We start from the raw sequence: 20,700 nt of genomic DNA on the forward strand, positions 1-20,700 counted from the left end.
CGGGTCCGGCGATGAGCGAGGTACCGCAATGAGCTGGGTGCTGGGCGTGGACTCGGGCGGTTCCGGCCTGCGGATCGCGCTCGGCTCCACGGCCGGGGGCCAGCCGGCCGGGGTCAGGACGGTCGGCACCACCGCCTCGGCCGAGCCGGTGCGCACCGGGCCCACGGGGATCGACGCCGGGCATCTGCTCGCCCAGCTCCTGCCCGCGGTGGAGACCCTGCTGGCCCGGGCCGGTACGGACACTCTGGCCGCGGCCGCGATCGGCGCGGCAGGCATGGCGACGCTCGGCGGCGGGCTCAGGGCCGAGCTGCCCGGCGCGCTGGAGCGTTCGCTGGGGGTACGGCGGCTGGCGCTCGCCGCGGACGCGGTCACCGCGTACGCGGGGGCGCTCGGGCAGCGCCCCGGAGCGGTCGTCGCCGCGGGTACGGGGATGATCGCGCTCGGCACGGATCTGAAGGGCTGGCACCGCGCCGACGGCTGGGGCCATCTACTGGGCGACTGCGGCGGCGGTGCCTGGATCGGCCGGGCGGGGCTGGAGGCGGCCATGCGCGCGCACGACGGACGGCGCGGTGGTTCGCCCGCACTGCTGTCCAGAGTGGAAGCGGTTTTCGGACCGGCGGGCGAGCTGCCGGGGCTGATCTATCCGCGTACGGACCGGCCCGCCGTGCTCGCCTCGTTCGCACCGGAGGTGGCCCGCTGCGCGCCCGGCGATCCGGTCGCGGCGGACATCCTGGCGCAGGCCGCGCGGCACATCGCGGAGTCGGCGGCGGCCGTCTGTCCGGCTTCCGGAAATCCCGAAGTCGCCCTCACCGGGGGCCTGTTCAAGCTGGGCGACCCGCTGCTCGTACCGGTGAGGGCGGAGCTGGCCGAGCAACTCCCGCACGCCACCACCGTCTCGGCCGCGGCCGATCCGCTGAGCGGAGCGCTGCGTATCGCGGCGGAGCTTGCGACGGACTCGCTGCGGCTGCCGCCCGACGGACGACTCCTCTACGTCCCGACACATCAGGACAGATAAGGGGAAAAATACCTAACGGATAAATAAGGGCAGATGGTTCGCGGGCGGCCCCTCCCCGAACAGCCGCGCCCACAAAACCAGTAGCATTCGACGGCATGAGCACCCCCACTGGGCCCGCATCCGGCCTGCCTGTACGAATGCCGCGACCCCGACAGTCGGGGCGCCACCGCCGCCCCGAACCGGTGGCGGCTCCCGAAGGTGCGCCCGCGCTTGTTCTCGCCGTTCCCGGCACCCCCTCCAGCGCCGTCCGCGGACTGGCCGAGGAGATTGTCAGCATCGCCCGCTCCGAGCTGCCCGGCCTCGACGCCGTCATCGGCTTCCTGGAGGGTGACAACGACGAGTACCCCACGCTGGCGGCCGCCCTGACGGGAACCGCCGCCCTCCGTACCGAACGTTATGAACTGGCCAAGGCCGCGGGCCGGGAGGCCGCCGAGCCCGAGGGCCCCGCCGCCGTTGTCGTACCGCTGCTCGCCGGTCCGGACAGCGGACTGATCGCCCGGATACGCCAGGAGGTCGCGGACAGCGGCGCCGTCGCGGAGCTGACCGATGTCCTCGGTCCGCATCCGCTGCTCGCCGAGGCCCTGCACGTACGGCTGTCGGAGGCCGGTCTGGCCCGCGCCGACCGCGCCAGGCTGTTCACGGTCGCCACGGCCGCCGACGGCATCATCCTGGCCACGGTGGGCGGCGAGGAGGCGGTCCAGACAGCGGGGATCACCGGGATGCTGCTCGCCGCGCGCCTCGCCGTACCGGTGATGGCCGCCGCACTCGACCAGGAGGGCTCGGTCACCGCGATCGCGGAGCAGCTGCGCGAGTCCGGTTCGACGCAGCTCGCGCTCGCGCCGTATCTGGTGGGTCCCGAGCTGCCCGAGGGGCTGCTCGACGCGGCTCTCAAGGAGGCCGACTGCGCCGCCGCCGAGCCGCTGGGCGCCTACCCGGCGATCGGCAAGCTGGTGCTGTCGAAGTACACGACGGCGCTGGGCATCCCCGCGCAGCCGCAGGGGACACCTGCTCCCTGAGCCGCCGCGCCGACGGATGCCCCTGGGTACGGCTACGGGACGGCAGCGTCCCCCGTACTCATGGAAAGGGCCCGCACCGGAACACCCCGGGGCGGGCCCTTCCGCGTCCTGCCGAGCGCGGCTTCGGCCGGAGCCGGCCGGAGCTGTCAGCCGAAGATCACGCAGGAGGCGGCCGGGGCCTGAAGAGAGCCCGCGCGGACCGGGATGCCCGTCTCCGGGTCGATGTCGAACCAGGTCACATCACCGGAGTGCTCATTCGCCGCGTACAGCCGACGGCCCGCCGGATCGAGCGTCAGATCGCGCGGCCAGCGCCCTCCGCACGGCACAGTCGTGACCAGTTCCGGCTTCTCGTACGTCTCGTCGAGCGCGAGGACGGCGATGCTGTCGTGGCCACGGTTGGCCGCCCAGACGAACCGCCCGTCCAGGGACACCACCACTTCCGAGGCATAGCTCTCGGTGTCCACGCTGTCGGGCAGGACGGGTGTCTCACCGAGCGGTTCGAGCACGCCCTGCTCCGCGTCCCAGCGGCAGACGGTGAGGGTGGGGGTCAGTTCGTTGAGCACGTACGCGTGGCCGCCGGCCGGGTGGAAGGCGAGATGGCGCGGCCCGGAGCCGGGGCGCAGGGCCGTCTCGCCGTGCGGTGCCAACTCACCGGAGGCGGTGTCCAGGGCGGAGATCCGTACGGAGTCGGAGCCGAGGTCGGTGGCCAGGACCCAGCGCCCGGTCGGGTCGGTCACCACCTGGTGCGCGTGCGGGCCGCGCTGCCGGTCCGGGTTGGGGCCCGCGCCCTGGTGCTGGAGCACCCCGGCGGCGGCCAGCAGCCCGCCGTCTGCGCCGACCGGCAGGACCGTGACGCTACCGGAACCGTAGTTGGCGGTCAGCAGATGCCCCCGGGTGAGCGTGAGATGGGTGGGGCTGCTCCCGCACACCGGTACGGGGTCGCCGATCAGCCGGGGCCTCCCGCCCTCGGTGCCCGCGACCGGCACGCTGAAGGCCGCCGCCGCGCCCTCGTCCGTCTCGGAGACCGCGTACAGCACGGATCCGTCCGGCGCGAGCGCGAGGAAGGACGGATCGGCCACGGTGTCGGTCACTCCCCGCTCCGTCAGTGCGCCGGTGCCCGCGTCCACGGCCGCGTGGATGATGCCGCGGCCTCCCGCCGAAGTGAACGACCCGATGAAGGCCCGTCCGTTGTCCCTGCCGCTCACAGTCCCTGTCCCCTCTTCGGCTGAACCTCTGAACCTCAACGCCCGATCCGTGACATGCCCGGCAGACGGTAGCAGGCGGTCTGGACCAATCCCCGGGGAGCGGTGCTCCGGCCGACGAGCGGAGCCCCGGCTTCGCTGGGCATGCTGGGGCGTATGAGCACTTCGCAGCTTCCGACAGTCATCTTCGATCTCGACGGAACACTTGTGGACAGCGAGCCCAACTATTACGAAGCCGGACGTCGGCTCCTCGCCCAGTACGGGGTGACCGGCTTCGGCTGGGAGCACCACACCCGCTTCATCGGTATCGGCACCAGGGAGACCCTGGAGACGCTGCGCGCGGAGTACGGGATCGACGCGCCGGTCGACGATCTGCTGGCCGAGAAGAACCGGCTCTATCTGGAGCGGGTCCGTGCCTCGACCGAGGTGTTCCCGCAGATGCGGAAGTTCGTGGAGCGGCTGCACACCGAGGGCGTGCCGATGGCCGTGGCGTCCGGCTCCTCGCGCGCGGCCATCGACATGGCCCTGTCGGCCACCGGGCTGGACGCGTACTTCACCGCGACCGTCTCCGCCGAGGAGGTCGCCCATGGAAAGCCCGCACCGGACGTCTTCCTTGAGGCGGCGCGCCGGCTGGGCGCCGCGCCCGCCGGATGTGTGGTCCTGGAGGACGCGGGCCCCGGAGTGGTCGCGGCGAACGCCGCCGGGATGCGCTGTATCGCGGTCCCCTATGTCCAGGCCACGGCCCACGACCCGGAGTTCGCCACGGCCGGGCTGCTGTTCCCGGGCGGACAGCGCGAGTTCACGGCGCAAGCCGCGTACACCTGGCTCTTCGAGACGGGTGGCTCCGGGCCGGACGGAGGCGTCCGGCGGCCCGGCCCCCGGTGACACCGGAGCCGACCGCCGTACGGGACCGCCCGTCGCGCGCACGGCAGCGCAGCACACGGCGGGCGTGCGACACGGACGCGCAACAGGCGGTCCCGCGGCGGCCGGCGGACCATGCGTCCGTCAGCGGACCACGTCCACGAACACCGGGTTGGTGTACATCCAGGTGTCCGCCCACGGATCGCCGTTGCCCGGCTCGTGCGGAACCGGCCCGTGCGGGTCGACCGCCGCGCCCAGGTATCCGGCCCCGTTGCGCTTGCCGTCGCTGCCCCGCAGTCGCAGGTAGAAGGACTCCTCGGCCCTGCCCACCGGGATACGGAGCGTGTAGCGGCCCCGGCGGCCGTGCACGTCCGTGATGTGCACCACCCGGGTGTCGGGCGCCCGCCAGGTGTCACGGTCCTGGACCGGGCCCCGTACCGCGCCCCGGATCACATCGAGGTGCGCCAGCCGCGGCACCTCTCCGTGGTGGTTGGGCCGGGACGCCGTGGTCACGGTGACGTTCAGGACGACCCGCTCGCCGCGCCGTACGCGCAGCCGCCCGCCGAGCGTGACTCCGCGCCCGGCGCCGTGCTCGGTGTTCACCCGTACGTCGATACCGTCCAGGAGCTGACCGTGGTCGACCCACACGCGGCCGGCCCGGAGGCCCTCCATGACCTGCCGGTAGCCGTACCGCGTCACACCGACATGCGTCCGGCTGAACTGGCCCGGCCAGAAGTCCCCGCCCGGCTGCGGCTCGGTGGTGTTGACGGGGTCGGGAAGATGGCCGACGTTGTCGAAGTTCTGGCCGGGCAGCCAGTCCCCGTTCTTCCAGGTGTCGAACGCGACGCGGTGCACATCGGAGTTGGAGGTGATGGAGAACAGCCTGCCCTCCGCGAGCATCGAGTCCCACAGCCCGCCGACCGTCGCGGTCGCCCAGTCGAAGCCGCCGTACGTCACATACGCCGCCGTCGGATACCCCGGCCAGGAGTCCGCCGACGGGGAGTTGACGTACTCGCCGCGGATGCTGTTCGGCCCGGCCCAGCCGGGGAAGGCGCCGGCCTGGGCGCCCGGTGCGCCCTCCATGCCGATCATGATGTCCGGGGCGGCGTCCCGCCAGGCGCGTATCTCGTGCGGGGAGTCGATGCCGAGGCGCAGGGGGTGGTTGGCGAGGACGAGGACGTCGTCGACGTATCCGGTACGGCGCTGCCGGTCGAGCCACTGGAGCGCCTTGACGGCGTGCGCCTCGTTGCGCGGGGTGTCGGGGTGTCCGGGGGCGCCGGCCGTATAGCCCAGCAGTTTGCCGTCGTAGGCCTGCTCGAAGCTGGTGAGCAGGTCGACCTCGTGGCGTCCGGGCGGGGAGAAGACCGTACAGTGCTCGGCGCCCGGGACGTACCACTCCAGGCCCTGGAAGATCAGCATGCGCCGGTTCTCGGCCCTGGCCTGGAGTATCTCGCGGTGCTCGGCCGCGGCGCCGCCGGGCAGGGAGTGGCCGATATTGCTGTGCTCGGTCAGGACCAGCCAGTCCAGACCGTAGGTGGACGCGGCCCGGGAGAGCTGGGAGAAGGTGTACTTGGCGTCATGGCTGTAGATGGAGTGGACGTGGTGATCGCCGACGAGATAGGCGAGTTCGGGGTCGCTCTGGTTGCCGTGCCCCCGATCGCGTCCGGTCGTCGCCCCGGCCGGGGAGGGCGCGAGCGCCGCCGCGCCGCCGGCGAACGCGGCGCCGAACAGGCCCGCCGTACGCAGGAGTCCGCGCCGCGAGACGCCCTGGGGGTCCAGCGAGTCGGCGGGTACGGCGGGGTCGGCCCAGCGGGGCAACTGCTGGGCATCGGGGAGGGAGTCGTGCGTGGGGTCGTGCATGGGTGAGGGGTCTCCTTGGGGCTCGGCGACTCAGGCGTTCATGAACTCGCGTACGGACAGGGCTCGTTCCACGACGCGGACATCGCCGACCCAGCCGTAGAGGAGCTGGTCGAGCGTCCCGCCGTACTCGTAGCCGCCGAGCAGCCAGGGCAGACCGAGCGTCGCGAGTCCCGTGGTGCGTGTGGCGGGGTTGCGGGCGACCGGGCAGCCGTCGACGTACATCGTGGTGTGCTTCCCGTCGTTGACGACGGCGAGGTGCCACCACTTCTCGCGCTCCAGCTCATGGCCCCAATTGGTGACCAGGGACGGCTGGTTGAGCGGCGCCGCCGCCCACTGCGCTCCCGGCCCGTCGGAGAGGGAGAGCGTCGCCACCGGCTCGTTGGGGTCGCCTTCGGTCTTGCCCGCCGCGCCGGCCGTGCCCCGGCGGCTCAGCAGCGAGGACCAGGCGTTGTGCCCGGCGGCCCAGTCGGCGGGGACCTTGCAGAAGACCTCGATGGTGTAACCGGCGCGGAAGGTGTGCGAGTTGAGCGGCGCGCCGTCGGCCGTACGGAGATACGCGCCGCGCAGCGGGGGCTTGCCGCCGTCGAAGAACAGGCTGCCGTGGCCCGGCTGGTCGGGGTGGTGGCTGTCGGACCAGCGGAGCGCGTCGGGCCCGCTGCCGGGGACGGGCACCCTGGTCAGATCGTTGCGGTGACCGGACAGATCCCGGATGCGCAGGGCCTCGTCGGCGGGCGAACCGTCCTGGCGCGGGCCGTCCTGGTACGGGCTGTCGAAGCGCCAGTACGCGACGGTCCCCGGCACCAGCATCCGAGCGGCGGGGCGCGGACCGCGCGCGGGAACGGGCGCGAAACCGGCGAACCGGCTCTCGAAGTCGAGCGGTACGGAGAACCGGTCCTGCGGTCCGGTCAGCTCGATCTCCTGCCGTTCCAGCTCATTGAGGTGCTCGCCCGCCCGGCCCAGGATCCAGGGGGAGATGGTCTCCACGTCGATGGTGTTCCTGGAGAGGTCGAAGCGGTAGAGGCGGATCATCGCGCTTCCGCCGTAGTAGCGGTTCTGGTAGTTGGTGATGTGCAGATGGACGTCGTGGCCCGCGTCGTTGCGGCGTACGGTGCGGGCGGCCGGCCAGAAGTGGCCGTTGAGGGTCAGGAAGATCTGGTCGTTCCCGGCGATCAGTTCGTCCCACAGGTGCTTGCCGTGGTCGGAGAACTCGGCTTCGTCACCTGACTCGTCGGCGTACACCAGCTCATGGGTGGTGAGGACGACCGGCGTTCCCGGATGGTCCGCGATGACCTTCTTCGCCCAGGCGAGACCGGCCGCCGAGGGGCGCCAGTCGAGCGCGAGCACCAGCCACTCGCGGCCGGCGGCGCGGAAGAGGTGGTACGAGTTGTAGCCGTCGGGCGTGGCTCCGCCGAAGGTCGGCAGCCGGCGCATGCGCTGCGGGCCGAAGGCGTCCAGATACGGGGTGCGGCCGCGCTGGTCGTCGGTGGAGGACGGGATGTCGTGGTTGCCCGCGACCACGCTGTAGCCGACGCGCCGCTTGTCGAGGAGGGTGAACGTATCGCTCAGCGGCCCGAATTCCTCGGCGCGGCCGTTCTCGGTGAGATCGCCGAGATGGGACAGGAAGACGATGTTCTCGTCACGGCCGTGGTCGAGGATGTAGCGGAGCGACGCCTCGACGGGCGCGGGGTGGATGCTGTCACCGTCGAAGAGGTACTGGGTGTCGGGCATCACAACGAGCGTGAACCGCGGGCTGTCGGGGTCGGGCTGCCAGGGCGCCGCGCTCCGGGACTCGTCATGGCCCGTGGTGAGCGGGGTCCGCGCGGCGGCGGCGGGAGCGGCGGCGAGCCCGGCGGCCGTGGCGGCGCCGACGATTCCGGTGGCTCTGAGGAAGTGACGACGGCTGGCGGCGGCGGCCGGGAGGGCGCCGTCGGGCCGGTGAAGCGGACTGCACATGTACGTCTCCGCGAAGTTTGTCCGATTGACCGAGGGCAAACTACGCGGGGGCGGCGGGCACTTGGGGGCCGGTACGGCAATGGCTGGGGGAAGAACCCATGAATGGCCGGAACCGCCGCCCCCGCTTGCGAGGTGCCGAGGGGGCGGGCGGTGCGGCTCAGTGCTCGGGGGCGGTGCGGCTCAGTCCTCCGTCTGTGCTGTGGCGGTGTCGGGGCGCAGAAGGGGATCGCGCGCGACCACGCCGGTGGACGGCAGCAGTGTGACGACAAGGACGGCGGCGGGCAGCAGCGCGGCGAGCAGATGCGCCCGGCGGGGGTACGGCACGATGCCGTCGGCCCTGGCCGGCCGGCCCGGCCCGGTCGGCGTGCCCGGTACGGCTGTTGGGGCACTTGTCGGCTTGCCCCACAGCCGCAGCCATGGCTTCGCCAGCAGCGGCCAGAGCAGCACAACGGCCAGGACACCCGCCCACCGCGGCCACCGCAGCAGATTGATGTGCGCGAGGTCGAAACTGGTGGCGACCGCGGTGAGCGGGGCGTAGTCGTTGAGGATGAAGCTGGGGATGGCGATGGCCGTGACGGCCACCACGTGCACCAGCAGGGCGATAGGCCCCGCGAGCAGCAGCAACAGCGGTGCCACCGGCCGGTCCGCGCGCTCGACGAACCAGCGGCGCAGGGCGCGCGGCGGGTGGTACAGCTTGCCGGTCACCCGGCGCAGCCCGGACGCCTTGGTGGCGTCGAGGGCCTCCAGCACGGTACGCGGCCCGGCGGCGGCCACCGCGTACCGGTCCGCCGCCAGCTCGGCGCACCACAGGGCGATGACCGGCACGATCAGCAACTGCGGCAGCCGTGCGACGACCGCGAGCACCTCCGCGGTCAGCAGCGACGGCTCGGCGAACGTCTGCAACTGGATCAGCCAGACCAGCGGGGTCACGGCGCAGACCAGGAACACCACGGGCCAGGCGCCGACCAGTCCGGTGAAGGGGCTGCCGAGGCCGGTGATCAGATGCTCGCCATTGGCGAGGTGCGCCACCTCGTGGAGCAGTAGGGCGCGCGCCCGGTCCGGGTGGCGCTCCCACAGCGAGAGGAAGCCGAGCGACACGGCGACCCTCCGGCCGCGCCAGCTCCGCGTGTACACCCTGATCGACGGGCCGCGGACCCGCATCGAGACGGTGAGGACCGTCCCGGGCGCGTGCGCGTCGAGCAGCCGCTGAATCTCCTGGAGTGCGGGGCTCGCCGGGCTGTTGGCGGGCGGGACGAGGTGGTACCGCCATTCGGTGTACCGGCCGCGGATGTGCGGCAGCAGGACGGCGGCCGCCCCGGCCGCCACGAAGAGGGTGGGGAGCGCCTGGCTGATGAGCATGACGCGCAGCGCGGCGAACGCGTCGCCGGACACGACGAAGGCGGGGTACTCCCGGTCCGTCCACAGGTTCTGGATCTGCTCGCGCCACCAGGTGACCGCGGCGGGTGCGTCGTAGACGTACGTCGCCAGGGCCAGCCAGAGCCAGGGCGGCGGCGGTACAGCTTGCGGGACGCCCCCGCCGGAGGCCGCGTTGCCGTTGCGGCTCACTCGCCGGACCCGCGGCCCGCAAGCCGAGCGGCCAACCGCCGCCGCAGCCGCCGAACGGCAGACCCGCGTGTACGGCCGGCCGCGCCCGGCGGCTGATCGCCCACGAGGACACCGAGAAAGTCCCCGGCCCCCTCCCGACGCCCGGCATACAGCGCGGCAACGGCCTCAGCAGCCACCCGATCAGCGACGCGCCGCTCCATCCCCCCGTCCTGAAGACACGAGGAAACATGCACGACGGCGCGAGCGATCACGGCAAGATCGGAGACGGGCACGCCGCTGCCGACAGACGCGGCGGGCGGAGCCTGACCCGCCAGGGGCGCCGAGCCGACCGTACGGGCAGAACCGGGCGCACCGGGCGAGTCAAGGGCATCCGGACCGGCCGCGCCACCGCCTGGTGCCGGACCGGCCACGCTCGGCGGCAGGCCGCCCATAGCGGCCCCGGCGCCCGGGCCGACGGCGTCGGCGCCCGCGCGCGTGGGAGCGCCGGAATCGGCGCCCACGTCCGAGACCGCGCCCGCCGCCGGGGCGGCCGGACCGGCCGTGCCGCCAGAGGGCGGCGCAGCACCCAGGTCGGGGGCGTCGGCACCGGCGTCCGAGCCGGCGCCCGTTGCCCGGGCCGCCGAGTCGGCCGTACGGGCAGAACCCGGTGCACCGGCCGAGCCGGGGGCAGCGGCGGATGCACCGCCAGCGACTGGCGCCGGACCGGCCGGAGCGGCGCCCACTGCGGGCCCGGTGCCCGCGGCGCCCGGATCAACCGCCCCCGCCCTCCGTTCCCCGCGCTCCTCCAGGGCCAGCAGCAGCGCGGCGCCCGAGATCGCGTTGGCCGTGGCCGGGGAGGCCAGGGCTGCCATCAGGAAGTGGTACGACGACGCGAGCGCGTCCCAGAGGGTGGGGAGGAGTGTGGCGAGTTCGCCGCCGGCGCCGCCGGGGGCCGGGGGTGCGGAGTGGAGCAGGGCGCGGCGGCCCCGGCCGCCGTCCGCGTACACCCGGGCCGTGAGGCCCGCGAAGGAGATCTCGTCCGGCGCCACGGCCTCGGCGATCCGCCCCGACCAGGTGTCGAGCAGTTCCGTACGCCCCGCAGCCGCTTCCGCGCCCGCCGCGCCCCTGGTCGCCCCCGGCCACCGTCCCTCATGACCATTTTCATGACCATTCGACACGGAAGCTCCTCGTCCCGTCGAGCGACGTACCGCTGAGGGTCAGTGACGCCGAGTCCTCGCTCACCGTTCCCTCCAGGGTCGTGCCCGTCGCCATGCCGTACGGGAAGACCATGTACTGGCTGCACGGCAGGATCGGCTTGGGCACGAACAGCAGGTTCAGCGCGAGCGCCTCGGAGGCGCCGGGGTCGGTGAGGTCCCCCGAGATACCGCCCGAACCGTCCTCGGAGAGGGTCCAGTAGTTGACGGACACCGCCTCGCCGTCCATCGTGTCGGTCGCGTCGAGCGCGGAGGAGACCCCGAACGCCCCCGCCGGTGTCTGGCTGTCGCTGGCCCAGGAGAGATTGAAGCTGTTCTCCTCCCCGCCGACCGGATCGCTGATGATCAGCGTCGCGGGCAGTTCGTACGACTCGGACGTCTCCCCGCAGCCGGGATCCGAGAAGTCGACACTGATCTGGGCCGTGCCCGACCACTGGCCCCGCGGCACGCCCGACGAGACGTCGTCCCCGGACCCCGACCCCGAATCGGACCCGGAGTCGTCCGACGAGGAGTCGTCCGAGCTTGAGTCGTCCTCGGAACTGGTGTCCTCGGTGGGTGTCTCCGTGGGCTCCTCGGCCGGCTCCGACGTCTCCGTATCGGACGGCGTGGGCTCCGCCGTCGTTTCCGTCGGCGTCGGCTCCGCCGTCGCCGTGAATCCGCTGTCCGACGGCTCGTCGGACCCGCTCCCGCCGCCCCCGCACGCGGTCAGCGCCATCAGACCCCCGAGGCACACCGCCGCGAGCAGCCTCCGCTGCCGGACCCGCCCCCGGCTCGGCCCCGGTCCCCGCTTCCCGTACCGCACACTCCGCCGCGCTCCTCGAACCGTCATCGTGTCCCCCCTGCTGTCCATCCCCCGACCTCTCCCCTGTTGCCGTACCGTTGCGGTGCCGGCCCGTCGGCCGTCGCGGCGGAGGCCGCCGCACCGACGCCCCGTATCACGATCACGGGACGCCAGTACGACGAGTCCCCCGTACCCCGCGCCCTCCCCCCGTCCGGCGAGGGCCGTCCCGCGCACGCCCCCCGCGTGCGCGCCCGCGCGGAAGGCGCTACGTCAACTGCCCCCGTGCGCCGCCCGGTTGGGGGTACCAAAGTAGACGGGCTTTTGTGCCATTCCCATCCCAGATGTCTGGGGGTTCGCCCTAGCCTGCTCGCGTGACTTCCGCTTCCCGTCCTCATCCCGAGCAGGACCCCGCCGGATCCGCTCGCTCCGGCCGTTCCGCCGGACCTCAAGACCCCAACAAGCCCGGCACACCAGCTATATCCAGCAAAACCGGCAGAACGGGCAGATCCGGTGCACGGAGCACCGCCGTCACCCCCGCCGCCCGTGACGCGCTGGCCGCCGCCCTCGACCGCCGGCTGCGCGGGGCCGAATCGCTGGGCGCGCTCGATGTCCTCCAGGCCGGCGCGGACGCCCTGCTCAGCGCCGTCCCCGCCGACATCTGGTGCTCCGTCATGCTCGATCCCGCGACGCTCCTCGATACCGGAGGCCTGCACGAGTACGGATTTCCGCGCAGTGTGATGCCCCGGCTGTTCGAGATCGAGCACGCCGCCCAGACCGGTGTCGACAACATCCGCGCCCTCGCCCGCCGCTCCGCTTCCGCCAGTCTGCTGAGCGACTCCATGACCGGCCGGATGGCGGAGAGCGTCTACTACCGTGACGTACTCCGACCCGTAGGTCTGGCGGACGAGTTACGCGTGCTCCTGCGGGACGGCTCCCGTACCTGGGGGCTGTTCGTGCTCTGCCGCGCGGAGGGCTCGCCGCCGTTCACCCCGGCCGAGGTCGCCCTCGCCGGCACCGTGAGCGCCCCGGTCACGACCGCGTTACGCCGCTCCCTCCTCCTCGCGGGCATCGACCGCAACGACGTGCCGGACGCCGCCGGCCTGCTGATCCTCGACGACGATCAGGAGGTACGCCTGTGCACGTCCACCGCCGAGCGCTGGCTCGGTCTCATCCAGGAGGCCCACCCGGCCCCCGGACACCGGTTCCCCTTCACGCTCGACGCCCTCGCCAACAAGGTGCGCTCCGTCGGCATGGGCGTCCAGGTGCAGTCCCGCGCGATCAGCCGTACCGGCCACTGGGTCACCCTCAGCGCCTGGCGTGAGAAGGCGGACGGCAGAGGGGCCGACGGTGCCGAGGAGCCGGAGGCCCTGACGTATGTGTCGCTGGCTCCGAGCCGCCCCGGCGAACTGACGGCCATCGTCCTCGACGCGTACGGTCTCACTCCGCGTGAGCGCGAGGTCGCCCAGCACGTTCTGCTGGGCCGCTCGACCGCCGAGGTCGCGGACTCGCTGCGGATCGGCGAGTACACCGTCCAGGATCATCTGCGGAAGGTGTTCGACAAGGCGGGGGTACGCAGCCGCCGTGAGTTCTCCGGCGAGCTGTTCCAGCGCTGCTATCTGCCGAGGCTGGACGATCCGCCGCTCACGACGGACGGCCGTATGCGCAATGACACCCCGGACGAGGGCACGCCGACGGACACCCCTCGCGGACCGCGCTGACCCGTACACCCTCCGCATACCCCCGAGCGGCCCGGCCCGGCATGTCCGTACCCGCGCTTACCGTCCCAGGAGAAGCTCCGGCCGCCGGCCCGCCCGGCCGTACAACCTGCGGTCGCCGATGGGGGCAGGGTCCTGTCGAGCGGGGACCGGTCACGAGATATCTTGATGTCGAGCAATGTTGCAGATGTGGAGTTGCAGACGTGGAGCGGAGCGACCGGTGACTGACTCGACCATCATCTATACGCACACCGACGAGGCCCCGGCCCTCGCGACGTATTCGTTCTTGCCCGTGATCGAGGCGTATGCGTCGACGGCCGGGGTCACCGTCGAGAGCCGTGACATCTCCCTGGCGGGGCGGATCATCGCCGGCTTCCCGGAGCGTCTTGAGGAGGGGCAGCGGATCGATGACGCGCTCGCCGAGCTGGGGGCGCTGGCCGGGACCCCCGGGGCGAACATCGTCAAGCTGCCGAACATCTCGGCGTCGATCCCGCAGCTCAAGGCCGCGATCGCGGAGCTCCAGGAGCAGGGGTACGCGCTGCCGGAGTACCCGGACGACCCGAAGACGGACGAGGAGAAGGACGTCCGCGCGCGGTACGACAAGGTCAAGGGCAGTGCCGTCAACCCGGTGCTGCGCGAGGGCAACTCCGACCGCCGCGCCCCCGCCTCCGTGAAGAACTACGCCAAGGCGCACCCGCACCGGATGGGCGCGTGGACGGCCGGTTCGAAGACGAATGTCGCGCACATGGACGCCGACGACTTCCGCTCCACCGAGAAGTCCGCGGTCATCGCCGAGGCCGGCTCGCTCCGTATCGAGCTGACGGGGGACGACGGGAGCACCACCGTCCTGCGTGAGTCCGTGCCGGTCCTGGCGGGCGAGGTCGTGGACGCGTCGGTGATGCGGGTGGCGGTGCTGCGCGAGTTCCTCGCGGCGCAGGTCGCGCGTGCCAAGGCCGAGGGCGTGCTGTTCTCGGTGCACCTGAAGGCCACGATGATGAAGGTCTCCGACCCGATCATCTTCGGTCATGTCGTACGGGCCTTCTTCCCGAAGACGTTCGCCGAGCACGGCGACGCGCTGGCCGCGGCCGGTCTGACCCCGAACGACGGGCTCGGCGGCATCCTCAAGGGCCTGGAGTCGCTGCCCGGGGGCGCGGAGATCAAGGCGTCGTTCGAGGCCGAGCTGGCCGAGGGCCCCGCGCTGGCGATGGTCGACTCGGACCGCGGCATCACCAATCTGCACGTTCCGAGCGATGTCATCGTCGACGCCTCCATGCCGGCCATGATCCGCACCTCCGGGCACATGTGGGGCCCGGACGGCAAGGAGGCCGACACCCTCGCGGTCATCCCGGACAGCAGCTACGCGGGCATCTACCAGGTCGTCCTCGACGACTGCCGGGCGAACGGCGCGTTCGACCCGTCGACGATGGGCTCGGTGCCGAACGTCGGCCTCATGGCGCAGAAGGCCGAGGAGTACGGCAGCCACGACAAGACCTTCGAGATCCCGGTCACGGGTACGGTCCGGGTCGTCGACGGCTCCGGCAATGCCGTGCTGGAGCATGTGGTGAGCGCGGGCGACATCTGGCGCATGTGCCAGACCAAGGACCTGCCCATCAGGGACTGGGTCAAGCTGGCCGTGACCCGCGCCCGGGCGACCGGCGATCCGGCGGTGTTCTGGCTCGACGAGGGGCGCGCGCACGACGCGAGCCTGATCGCCAAGGTCAGGACGTATCTCGCCGACCACGACACCGAGGGCCTGCGGATCGAGATCAAGGCGCCGGCGGACGCGATCGCGTTCTCCCTGGAGCGTGTCCGCCGGGGCGAGGACACCATCTCGGTCACCGGCAATGTCCTGCGTGACTATCTGACCGACCTCTTCCCGATCCTCGAACTCGGCACGAGCGCGAAGATGCTCTCGGTCGTTCCGCTGATGAACGGCGGCGGGCTGTTCGAGACGGGAGCGGGCGGCTCCGCGCCCAAGCATGTGCAGCAGCTCGTCAAGGAGAACTATCTGCGCTGGGACAGCCTGGGCGAGTTCCTGGCGCTGGCGGTCAGCTTCGAGCACCTCGCGCAGACCACGGGCAACGCGCGCGCCCAGGTTCTCGCCGACACGCTCGACCGCGCGACGGCCACCTTCCTGAACGAGGACAAGTCGCCGAGCCGCCGCGTCGGCGGTATCGACAACCGGGGCAGCCACTTCTATCTGGCGCTGTACTGGGCGCAGGAGCTGGCGAAGCAGACGGACGACACGGAGCTCGCGGAGGCGTTCTCGGACCTCGCCAAGACGCTGACCGAGCAGGAGCGGACGATTGTCGACGAGCTGATCGCGGTGCAGGGCTCGCCGGCCGACATCGGCGGCTACTACCGGCCGGACGAGGCGAAGGCCGCGGCGGTCATGCGTCCGTCGGCCACCTTCAACCAGGCGATCGCGACCCTGGGCTGATCCTCCGTATTACCGGCACCGCCCCGGCCGACATTCCCGTCGGCCGGGGCGGTGTCATTTCCGCGTTCGGGCATCCGCGTGCGGCGTCTGGGTACGGGCCGTTGGGGCGGGCCATTCAGATGCGCCGGGAAGCAGAAATCACCGAACGAGTGCAGCGTATTGAGAGGTGGAATTTTTCCGAAACAAAACGAACCGACGCGAACCGAAAGGAAAACTCCGATGAAGGCGTTCCACGCCATTACCGACGCGATCGCCGCCGAGGGCTTCGACCACTTGTTCGCCGTGATGGGGGACGCGAACCAGGATCTCATCGTGGATCTGGGCGAGCGCCACGGCATGACATTCGTGCACGCCCACCATGAGTCCGGCGCGGTCGGTATGGCCGACGGGTACGCCCGGTTCAGCGGCAAGCCCGGTCTCGCCTCGGTCACCCAGGGCCCCGGCTACACCAACGCCACGACCTCGCTGGTGGCCGCGCGGCTGCACCGTACGCCCCTGATGGTGCTCGCGGGACACGCCTCGCTCCGCGACCCGTACAACCCGCAGGGAATGGTGGACCAGCCCGCGCTCGCGAAACTCACCACCGGGGCGACCGAACGGCTGGACTCGGTCCACAATGTGGACTACTGCCTGGGCGAGGCATTCCGGCAGATCAAGACGCGGAAGGGGCCGTTCGTTCTGAATCTGCCCCAGGACGTCCAGCAGATGGAGATGCCGGATTCCACGTGGACGTACCGTCCCATGTATCAGCCCAACGCGCTCCAGCCGCCGCGTACGGAAGATGTCGAGGAGGCGGCCCGGCTTCTCGCGTCCGCCCAGCGCCCGACGATTCTCTGCGGACTCGGCGCGGCGAACGCCAAGGCGGAACAGGAAGTCCGGAAACTGGCCGAGCAACTCGGCGCGCCCATCGGGGTGTCCATTCTCGCCTCCGGATTCTGCGCGGATTATCCGCTCTATCTGGGAATCAGCGGCGGACTCGGCTCGGACCTCACCGTCAACACCCTCGCCGACAGCGACGTGATGGTGGTCGTCGGCGCGAGCCTCAACGAATGGACGACCGACTTCGGGAAGCTCCTGAAGAACGGGAAGAAGATCATCCAGATCGATGACCGGCCGGATGCCTTCGGCTGGTTCGCCCGTGTCGCGGTCGGTATGACGGCCGACGCCAAGACGGCCGTGGCGCAACTCGCCGACCGGCTCGGCGCGACCGCCGAGGCGCGACCGCTCGACAGCGGACTCGCCGACCGGATCCGGAACCAGGAGCTGTGGATCGCGCAGTACGCCGACGGGGACGCGACGGATCCGCGCCGGGCGGCCCAGTACCTGGAGGACAGACTGCCGAAGAACGACCGCATTCTGGTGGTCGACGGCGGCCACGCGGCCATGGTCTGTACGAAGATCCTCACCGTGCCACGCGCCGGGAACTGGGGCATCGGCTGGGACTTCGGCTCCATCGGCCAGGGCCTGGCCGTCGCGATCGGCGCCTGCTTCGCGCGTCCCGGCGAACGCGTCACGCATGTGACCGGGGATTTCTCGTTCATGATGAACGTCGCCGACTTCCGGACCGCCGTACGCCACAGACTGCCGCTCACGGTCATCGTCATGAACGACAACGCGGTGGGCCAGGAGAAGCACGATCTGGTGCACAAGAAGCTGAACGCGTCGTACGCCGAGATCCAGGAGCCCGACTTCGCCCAACTGGCGGCCGGCTTCGGCGCGAAGGGCTTCTCCGTACGGACGCCCGACGACTTCGGCGAGATCGACAGGGCGCTGGCGGTGGAGGACGGCCCGGTGCTCGTCGACGTACGGATCAACGGCGATGTGGAGCTGGCGGCGAGCTGGGAGATCGCCAAGCATCTGAGCTGAGCGCGGCGAACGCTCCCCACCGGACAGGACCGGCGGGGAGCGTTCCAGCGCTGTCGCCTAGTTCCAGCCGGAGAGTCCCGCGCCGTAGTGGTACAGCGGGTTCCCACGGGTTGTCGGCACCGGCTGTCCGGCGTCGATCCTCGCCCGGATCTCCGCGCGTTCGGCGTCGGTGGCGCCGAGATCGTACGGAAGGTCCCACTGCTCATTGGCGTCCGCCTGTACATCACCGCCGCCGGGCTTCAGAACCTGGTCGAGGCTCCTGGGCAGTTGCCAGGGCAGCTTCCCACTGGGCGTGTAGTCGCCGAAGAGCAGGGAGGCCGTGGCAGGTCCCACTTCCTCACCACCCCGGTAGGTGACCACAATGGCGTCCGCCAGGCCGTTCCAGTCGCTGATCACAATGGGCCGCGGCAGTGTCAGCACAACGACCACCGGAATCCCCTGGTTCTTGAAGTTCCGGATCAGGGCGAGCTGATCGGCGGGGAGATACGGCTGGGTGTTCGGCCACGCCGTGGCGTGTGTGTACGACGGCTCGCCGACCGCCACGACCGCCAGTTTCGGTGAAGGCCCGGTGTCCTGGTAGACGTTGACGCCCGCCGTGGATGCCCTGGCCCTGATGGCTTCCAGGGTGGTCAGCGAACCGTAGTTGGGATGGAAGTAGCTGGACCAGATGCAGCACGCGGCGCCGTCGGTGGCCCGGGCGCCCGCGACGACGATGTTGTCGCCGCGGTTGAGCCTGACCGGGAGGACGCCGTTGTTCTTGAGCAGTGTGTTGGACTGACGGGCGGCGAGATTGGCCAGCGCGGCATAGCTGGGCTGGTGGAACCGGTACGGTCCGTTGACCGGGTCGCCGTACGGCCGGTCGAAGACGCCCAGTTGGAACTTCAGCCGGAGGATCCGGGTCACCGCGTCATTGATCCGGGCGAGCGGCACCTGCGCCTGGAAGGTGGCCATGCTGAACCCGGTGGCGCCCGGGTCGGCCCCGCCCATCACATCCGAGCCGGCGTTGGCCGCGTTCACCCAGGCGCCCGAGGGCAGCCAGTCGGTGGTGATGAGACCGGTGTAACCGAGGTTCTGCCGCAGATACGCGAGGATCTTGGCGCTGTCGCCCGCGCCGGGACCGCCCGGGTCGAGGTACGAACTGCCCGCGTAGCCCGGCATGATGTTGACGGCCCCGGCCTCCATGGCCGCCCGGAACGGGATCATGTGGTACTTGATGGTCACGCCGTCGTAGACGATGCCCGCCTCGCCGCCGGCGCCTTCACCGGGCCAGTGCTTGACGGTCGCGAGGACGGACTGCGGGTTGAGTTCAGGACCGCCCTGGAGACCGGCCACCAGCGCACGGAGCTGGGCCCCCACGGCATCGGCGTTCTCGCCGCCGCCCTCCTGGATACGGGGGTAGAGCACCTTCGTACCGACCTCGGCGAGCGGCGAGAGCGTTCCCCGGGTGCCGACTTCGAGCTGCTCCTTGCGCTGCATATCGGCGAGTTGGTACTCGAGCCCGTGGTTCCTGGCGGCGGCCAGGGTGCTCTGGAGCGGGTACGTGGTCTGGTAGCCGGCGGTGGTGTCACCGGCGGAGACCGGCGGGATTCCCAGCCTGGTGGCCGCCGTGGAGAGCAGGGTGTTGTGCAGATCGGCCGGCTGGGCCGGTCCGAAGTGCCAGCCGGACCTGGGGTACGACTGGACGTTGTAGAACATCTGGTAGGCCTTCTCCTCCAGCGTCATCCTGCCGAGGAGATCGCTGACCCGCGTCTCGACCGGCTGGCGCCAGTCCTCGTACGGCTCGATGGCCCCGTTCTTGTTCAGGTCGCGGGCGCCGTTGATGACACCGACACCGTCGTTGACGGTCTCGATCTCGGGCAGATAGACGCTGAACGTACGGATGTTGGAGGTGGTCTTCGCACCGGAGCCGCTCACCGCGACGACGAACCACTTGTAGGTCCACCGGTCGGTGATGTCCCAACTCGGTGTGTAGCCGGTGCCGGTGGGCTCGGCGACCTTGGTGTAGAGGTCGAGGAGATTGCCCGAGGCGGTGAAGTCGTAGTCGGTACGGCTGATGTTGAGCCACAGCTCGTAGCGGACGGCTCCCTGCACGGCCGCCCAGGAGAACGCGGGCCTGCGGGTGTTGGTGATCATTGCTCGGTCCGCGGGCGCGCTGAGCGCGAACTGGTTCAGGGTCGCCGGTGCCTTGGTGGGTCCGGAGAGCAGGGGCGGGGCGGACGAGGAGCTGTCGACGGACCCGAAGACCTGGAACTCCCAGAGCGAGACACCGTATCCGGTGGCGCGGGTGGTGGCGTACAGCCGGACGTACCGCCCCTGGCCGGTGATGCCGAGTGTTTCGGTCCCGCCCCGGCCGGTGGTGGTGGAGTGGATGGTGGACCAGGCCGAGCCGTTGTCGGACACCTCGACGCGGTAGCCCGTGGCGTAGGCGGACTCCCAGTTCAGCACGATGCCACTGATCCTGGCCGCACCGCCGAGGTCCACCTGGATCCACTGGTTGTCGGCGAACTCGCTCGACCACCGGGTGTCGGTACGTCCGTCCAGCGCGGCGGCCGGAGCGTTGGCGCCCTCCCAGGTCGACGCCGTGACCTGCTTGAACGCGGAGATCGCCGTCCCGGACGGCTCCTCGCCGGGGCCGCTGCCGGTCGAACCGAACACCTGGAACTCCCAGAGGGAGTAGCCCCATCCGGTGGCCCGGGCCGTGCCGTACATCCGTACGTACCGCCCGGAACCGCTGACGGTGAGCGTCTGGTTGCCACCGGGCCCGGTCGTCGTGGAGTAGATGTCGGTCCAGTTCTGGGCGTCGCCCGACACCTGGATCTTGTACGAAGTGGCGTACGCGGTCTCCCAGTTGAGGACGACGGAGCTGATCGCCGCGGTGGCGCCGAGGTCGATCTGGATCCACTGCGGATCGGCGGCGGCGCTGGACCAGCGGGTCCCGGCGTCGCCGTCGACGGCCGCCGAGGCGGGCGTTCCGTCGTTCTCGGTCGAGGAGGTCGTGACGGCCTTGCCCTGCGACAGCAGGGTGTCGGCCGCCTGAGCGGCCCCGGCCGACGACCCGACCGCACCGCCCATCGCAAGACACATCGCGACGGCGGCGGCGACCAGTGGTCTGCGGCGCCGAACGGCTCGGCGTAAGGAGGACAGGAGGCTCATGTACATCTCCACGGGGTGTGATGCCTCTCCACCAGAACCTCGCGGCACGCTCGGTGACGGCGCGGGAAGGGTGGCTGTC

General features: G+C 71.3%; 13 protein-coding genes. 6 read left to right on the forward strand and 7 right to left on the reverse strand.

Translation table 11 applies throughout. The annotated features are described in order from the left end of the window. Window positions 1-28 precede the first annotated feature (28 nt). Both ACFU9P_RS23115 and ACFU9P_RS23120 read left to right on the forward strand, forming a co-directional pair. Window positions 29-1,015, forward strand: a complete 987-nt coding sequence (locus ACFU9P_RS23115) for an N-acetylglucosamine kinase (RefSeq protein ID WP_384083834.1) — start codon at window positions 29-31, stop codon at window positions 1,013-1,015. Window positions 1,016-1,110: 95 nt separating this feature from the next. Next, window positions 1,111-2,031 (forward strand): sirohydrochlorin chelatase, encoded by a 921-nt coding sequence (locus ACFU9P_RS23120; RefSeq protein WP_376372763.1) that lies wholly within the window; start codon window positions 1,111-1,113, stop codon window positions 2,029-2,031. Between the two features lie 146 nt (window positions 2,032-2,177). Here the strand turns inward: ACFU9P_RS23120 and ACFU9P_RS23125 are convergent, their stop codons facing one another. Then, window positions 2,178-3,236, reverse strand: coding sequence for a lactonase family protein (locus ACFU9P_RS23125; protein ID WP_384083839.1), 1,059 nt, complete (start codon window positions 3,234-3,236; stop codon window positions 2,178-2,180). Window positions 3,237-3,389: 153 nt separating this feature from the next. Between ACFU9P_RS23125 and ACFU9P_RS23130 the strand changes: the two genes are divergently transcribed. Next, a complete protein-coding gene (locus ACFU9P_RS23130) occupies window positions 3,390-4,118 on the forward strand; it encodes an HAD family hydrolase (protein ID WP_384083842.1) in 729 nt (242 codons plus the stop codon). Window positions 4,119-4,238: 120 nt separating this feature from the next. Here ACFU9P_RS23130 and ACFU9P_RS23135 read toward each other — a convergent pair whose 3' ends face one another. The 5 genes from ACFU9P_RS23135 to ACFU9P_RS23155 all read right to left on the reverse strand — a co-directional run bounded on the left by ACFU9P_RS23135 (window position 4,239) and on the right by ACFU9P_RS23155 (window position 11,468). Further along, window positions 4,239-5,954, reverse strand: a complete 1,716-nt coding sequence (locus tag ACFU9P_RS23135) for a PHP domain-containing protein (RefSeq protein WP_384083845.1) — start codon at window positions 5,952-5,954, stop codon at window positions 4,239-4,241. A 30-nt stretch (window positions 5,955-5,984) separates the two neighbouring features. Next, window positions 5,985-7,907 carry a LamG-like jellyroll fold domain-containing protein gene (locus ACFU9P_RS23140; protein WP_384083848.1) on the reverse strand — a complete coding sequence of 641 codons (1,923 nt, stop codon included), beginning with the start codon at window positions 7,905-7,907 and terminating at the stop codon, window positions 5,985-5,987. Window positions 7,908-8,087: 180 nt separating this feature from the next. Then, complete coding sequence (locus ACFU9P_RS23145; protein ID WP_384083851.1) at window positions 8,088-9,473, reverse strand: hypothetical protein; 1,386 nt, start codon at window positions 9,471-9,473, stop codon at window positions 8,088-8,090. Then, window positions 9,470-10,630, reverse strand: coding sequence for a hypothetical protein (locus ACFU9P_RS23150; RefSeq protein ID WP_384083854.1), 1,161 nt, complete (start codon window positions 10,628-10,630; stop codon window positions 9,470-9,472). The genes ACFU9P_RS23145 and ACFU9P_RS23150 overlap by 4 nt, the downstream gene beginning before the upstream one ends. Then, the gene (locus tag ACFU9P_RS23155) at window positions 10,614-11,468 is read right to left on the reverse strand and encodes a hypothetical protein (RefSeq protein WP_384083857.1); all 855 of its coding nucleotides are present in this window, start codon (window positions 11,466-11,468) and stop codon (window positions 10,614-10,616) included. Before ACFU9P_RS23155 ends, ACFU9P_RS23150 begins: the two co-directional genes overlap by 17 nt. Before the next feature lie 350 nt (window positions 11,469-11,818). Here ACFU9P_RS23155 and ACFU9P_RS23160 point away from each other — a divergent pair, with 350 nt between their 5' ends. The 3 genes from ACFU9P_RS23160 (at window position 11,819) to ACFU9P_RS23170 (ending at window position 17,468) form a co-directional block, all read left to right on the forward strand. After that, window positions 11,819-13,165 carry a LuxR C-terminal-related transcriptional regulator gene (locus tag ACFU9P_RS23160; protein WP_384083860.1) on the forward strand — a complete coding sequence of 449 codons (1,347 nt, stop codon included), beginning with the start codon at window positions 11,819-11,821 and terminating at the stop codon, window positions 13,163-13,165. Window positions 13,166-13,382: 217 nt separating this feature from the next. After that, on the forward strand, window positions 13,383-15,602 hold the full coding sequence (locus tag ACFU9P_RS23165; protein WP_384083862.1) for an NADP-dependent isocitrate dehydrogenase: 2,220 nt from the start codon (window positions 13,383-13,385) through the stop codon (window positions 15,600-15,602). Window positions 15,603-15,821: 219 nt separating this feature from the next. Further along, the gene (locus tag ACFU9P_RS23170; RefSeq protein ID WP_384083865.1) at window positions 15,822-17,468 is read left to right on the forward strand and encodes a thiamine pyrophosphate-binding protein; all 1,647 of its coding nucleotides are present in this window, start codon (window positions 15,822-15,824) and stop codon (window positions 17,466-17,468) included. Between the two features lie 57 nt (window positions 17,469-17,525). Here ACFU9P_RS23170 and ACFU9P_RS23175 read toward each other — a convergent pair whose 3' ends face one another. Beyond that, window positions 17,526-20,621 carry a discoidin domain-containing protein gene (locus ACFU9P_RS23175; protein WP_384083868.1) on the reverse strand — a complete coding sequence of 1,032 codons (3,096 nt, stop codon included), beginning with the start codon at window positions 20,619-20,621 and terminating at the stop codon, window positions 17,526-17,528. Between the last annotated feature and the right edge of the window lie 79 nt (window positions 20,622-20,700).

Origin of the sequence: Streptomyces sp. NPDC057617, from assembly GCF_042800555.1 — a bacterium.
In the GTDB taxonomy this organism is placed as follows: domain Bacteria; phylum Actinomycetota; class Actinomycetes; order Streptomycetales; family Streptomycetaceae; genus Streptomyces.

What these genes read in the sequence shown, in the direction of transcription:
- ACFU9P_RS23115 (WP_384083834.1), top strand. Translation starts at nt 29, where the DNA reads ATGAGCTGGGTGCTGGGCGTGGACTCGGGCGGTTCCGGCCTGCGGATC.
- ACFU9P_RS23120 (WP_376372763.1), top strand. Translation starts at nt 1,111, where the DNA reads ATGAGCACCCCCACTGGGCCCGCATCCGGCCTGCCTGTACGAATGCCG.
- ACFU9P_RS23130 (WP_384083842.1), top strand. Translation starts at nt 3,390, where the DNA reads ATGAGCACTTCGCAGCTTCCGACAGTCATCTTCGATCTCGACGGAACA.
- ACFU9P_RS23135 (WP_384083845.1), bottom strand. Translation starts at nt 5,954, where the DNA reads ATGCACGACCCCACGCACGACTCCCTCCCCGATGCCCAGCAGTTGCCC.
- ACFU9P_RS23140 (WP_384083848.1), bottom strand. Translation starts at nt 7,907, where the DNA reads ATGTGCAGTCCGCTTCACCGGCCCGACGGCGCCCTCCCGGCCGCCGCC.
- ACFU9P_RS23170 (WP_384083865.1), top strand. Translation starts at nt 15,822, where the DNA reads ATGAAGGCGTTCCACGCCATTACCGACGCGATCGCCGCCGAGGGCTTC.
- ACFU9P_RS23175 (WP_384083868.1), bottom strand. Translation starts at nt 20,621, where the DNA reads ATGAGCCTCCTGTCCTCCTTACGCCGAGCCGTTCGGCGCCGCAGACCA.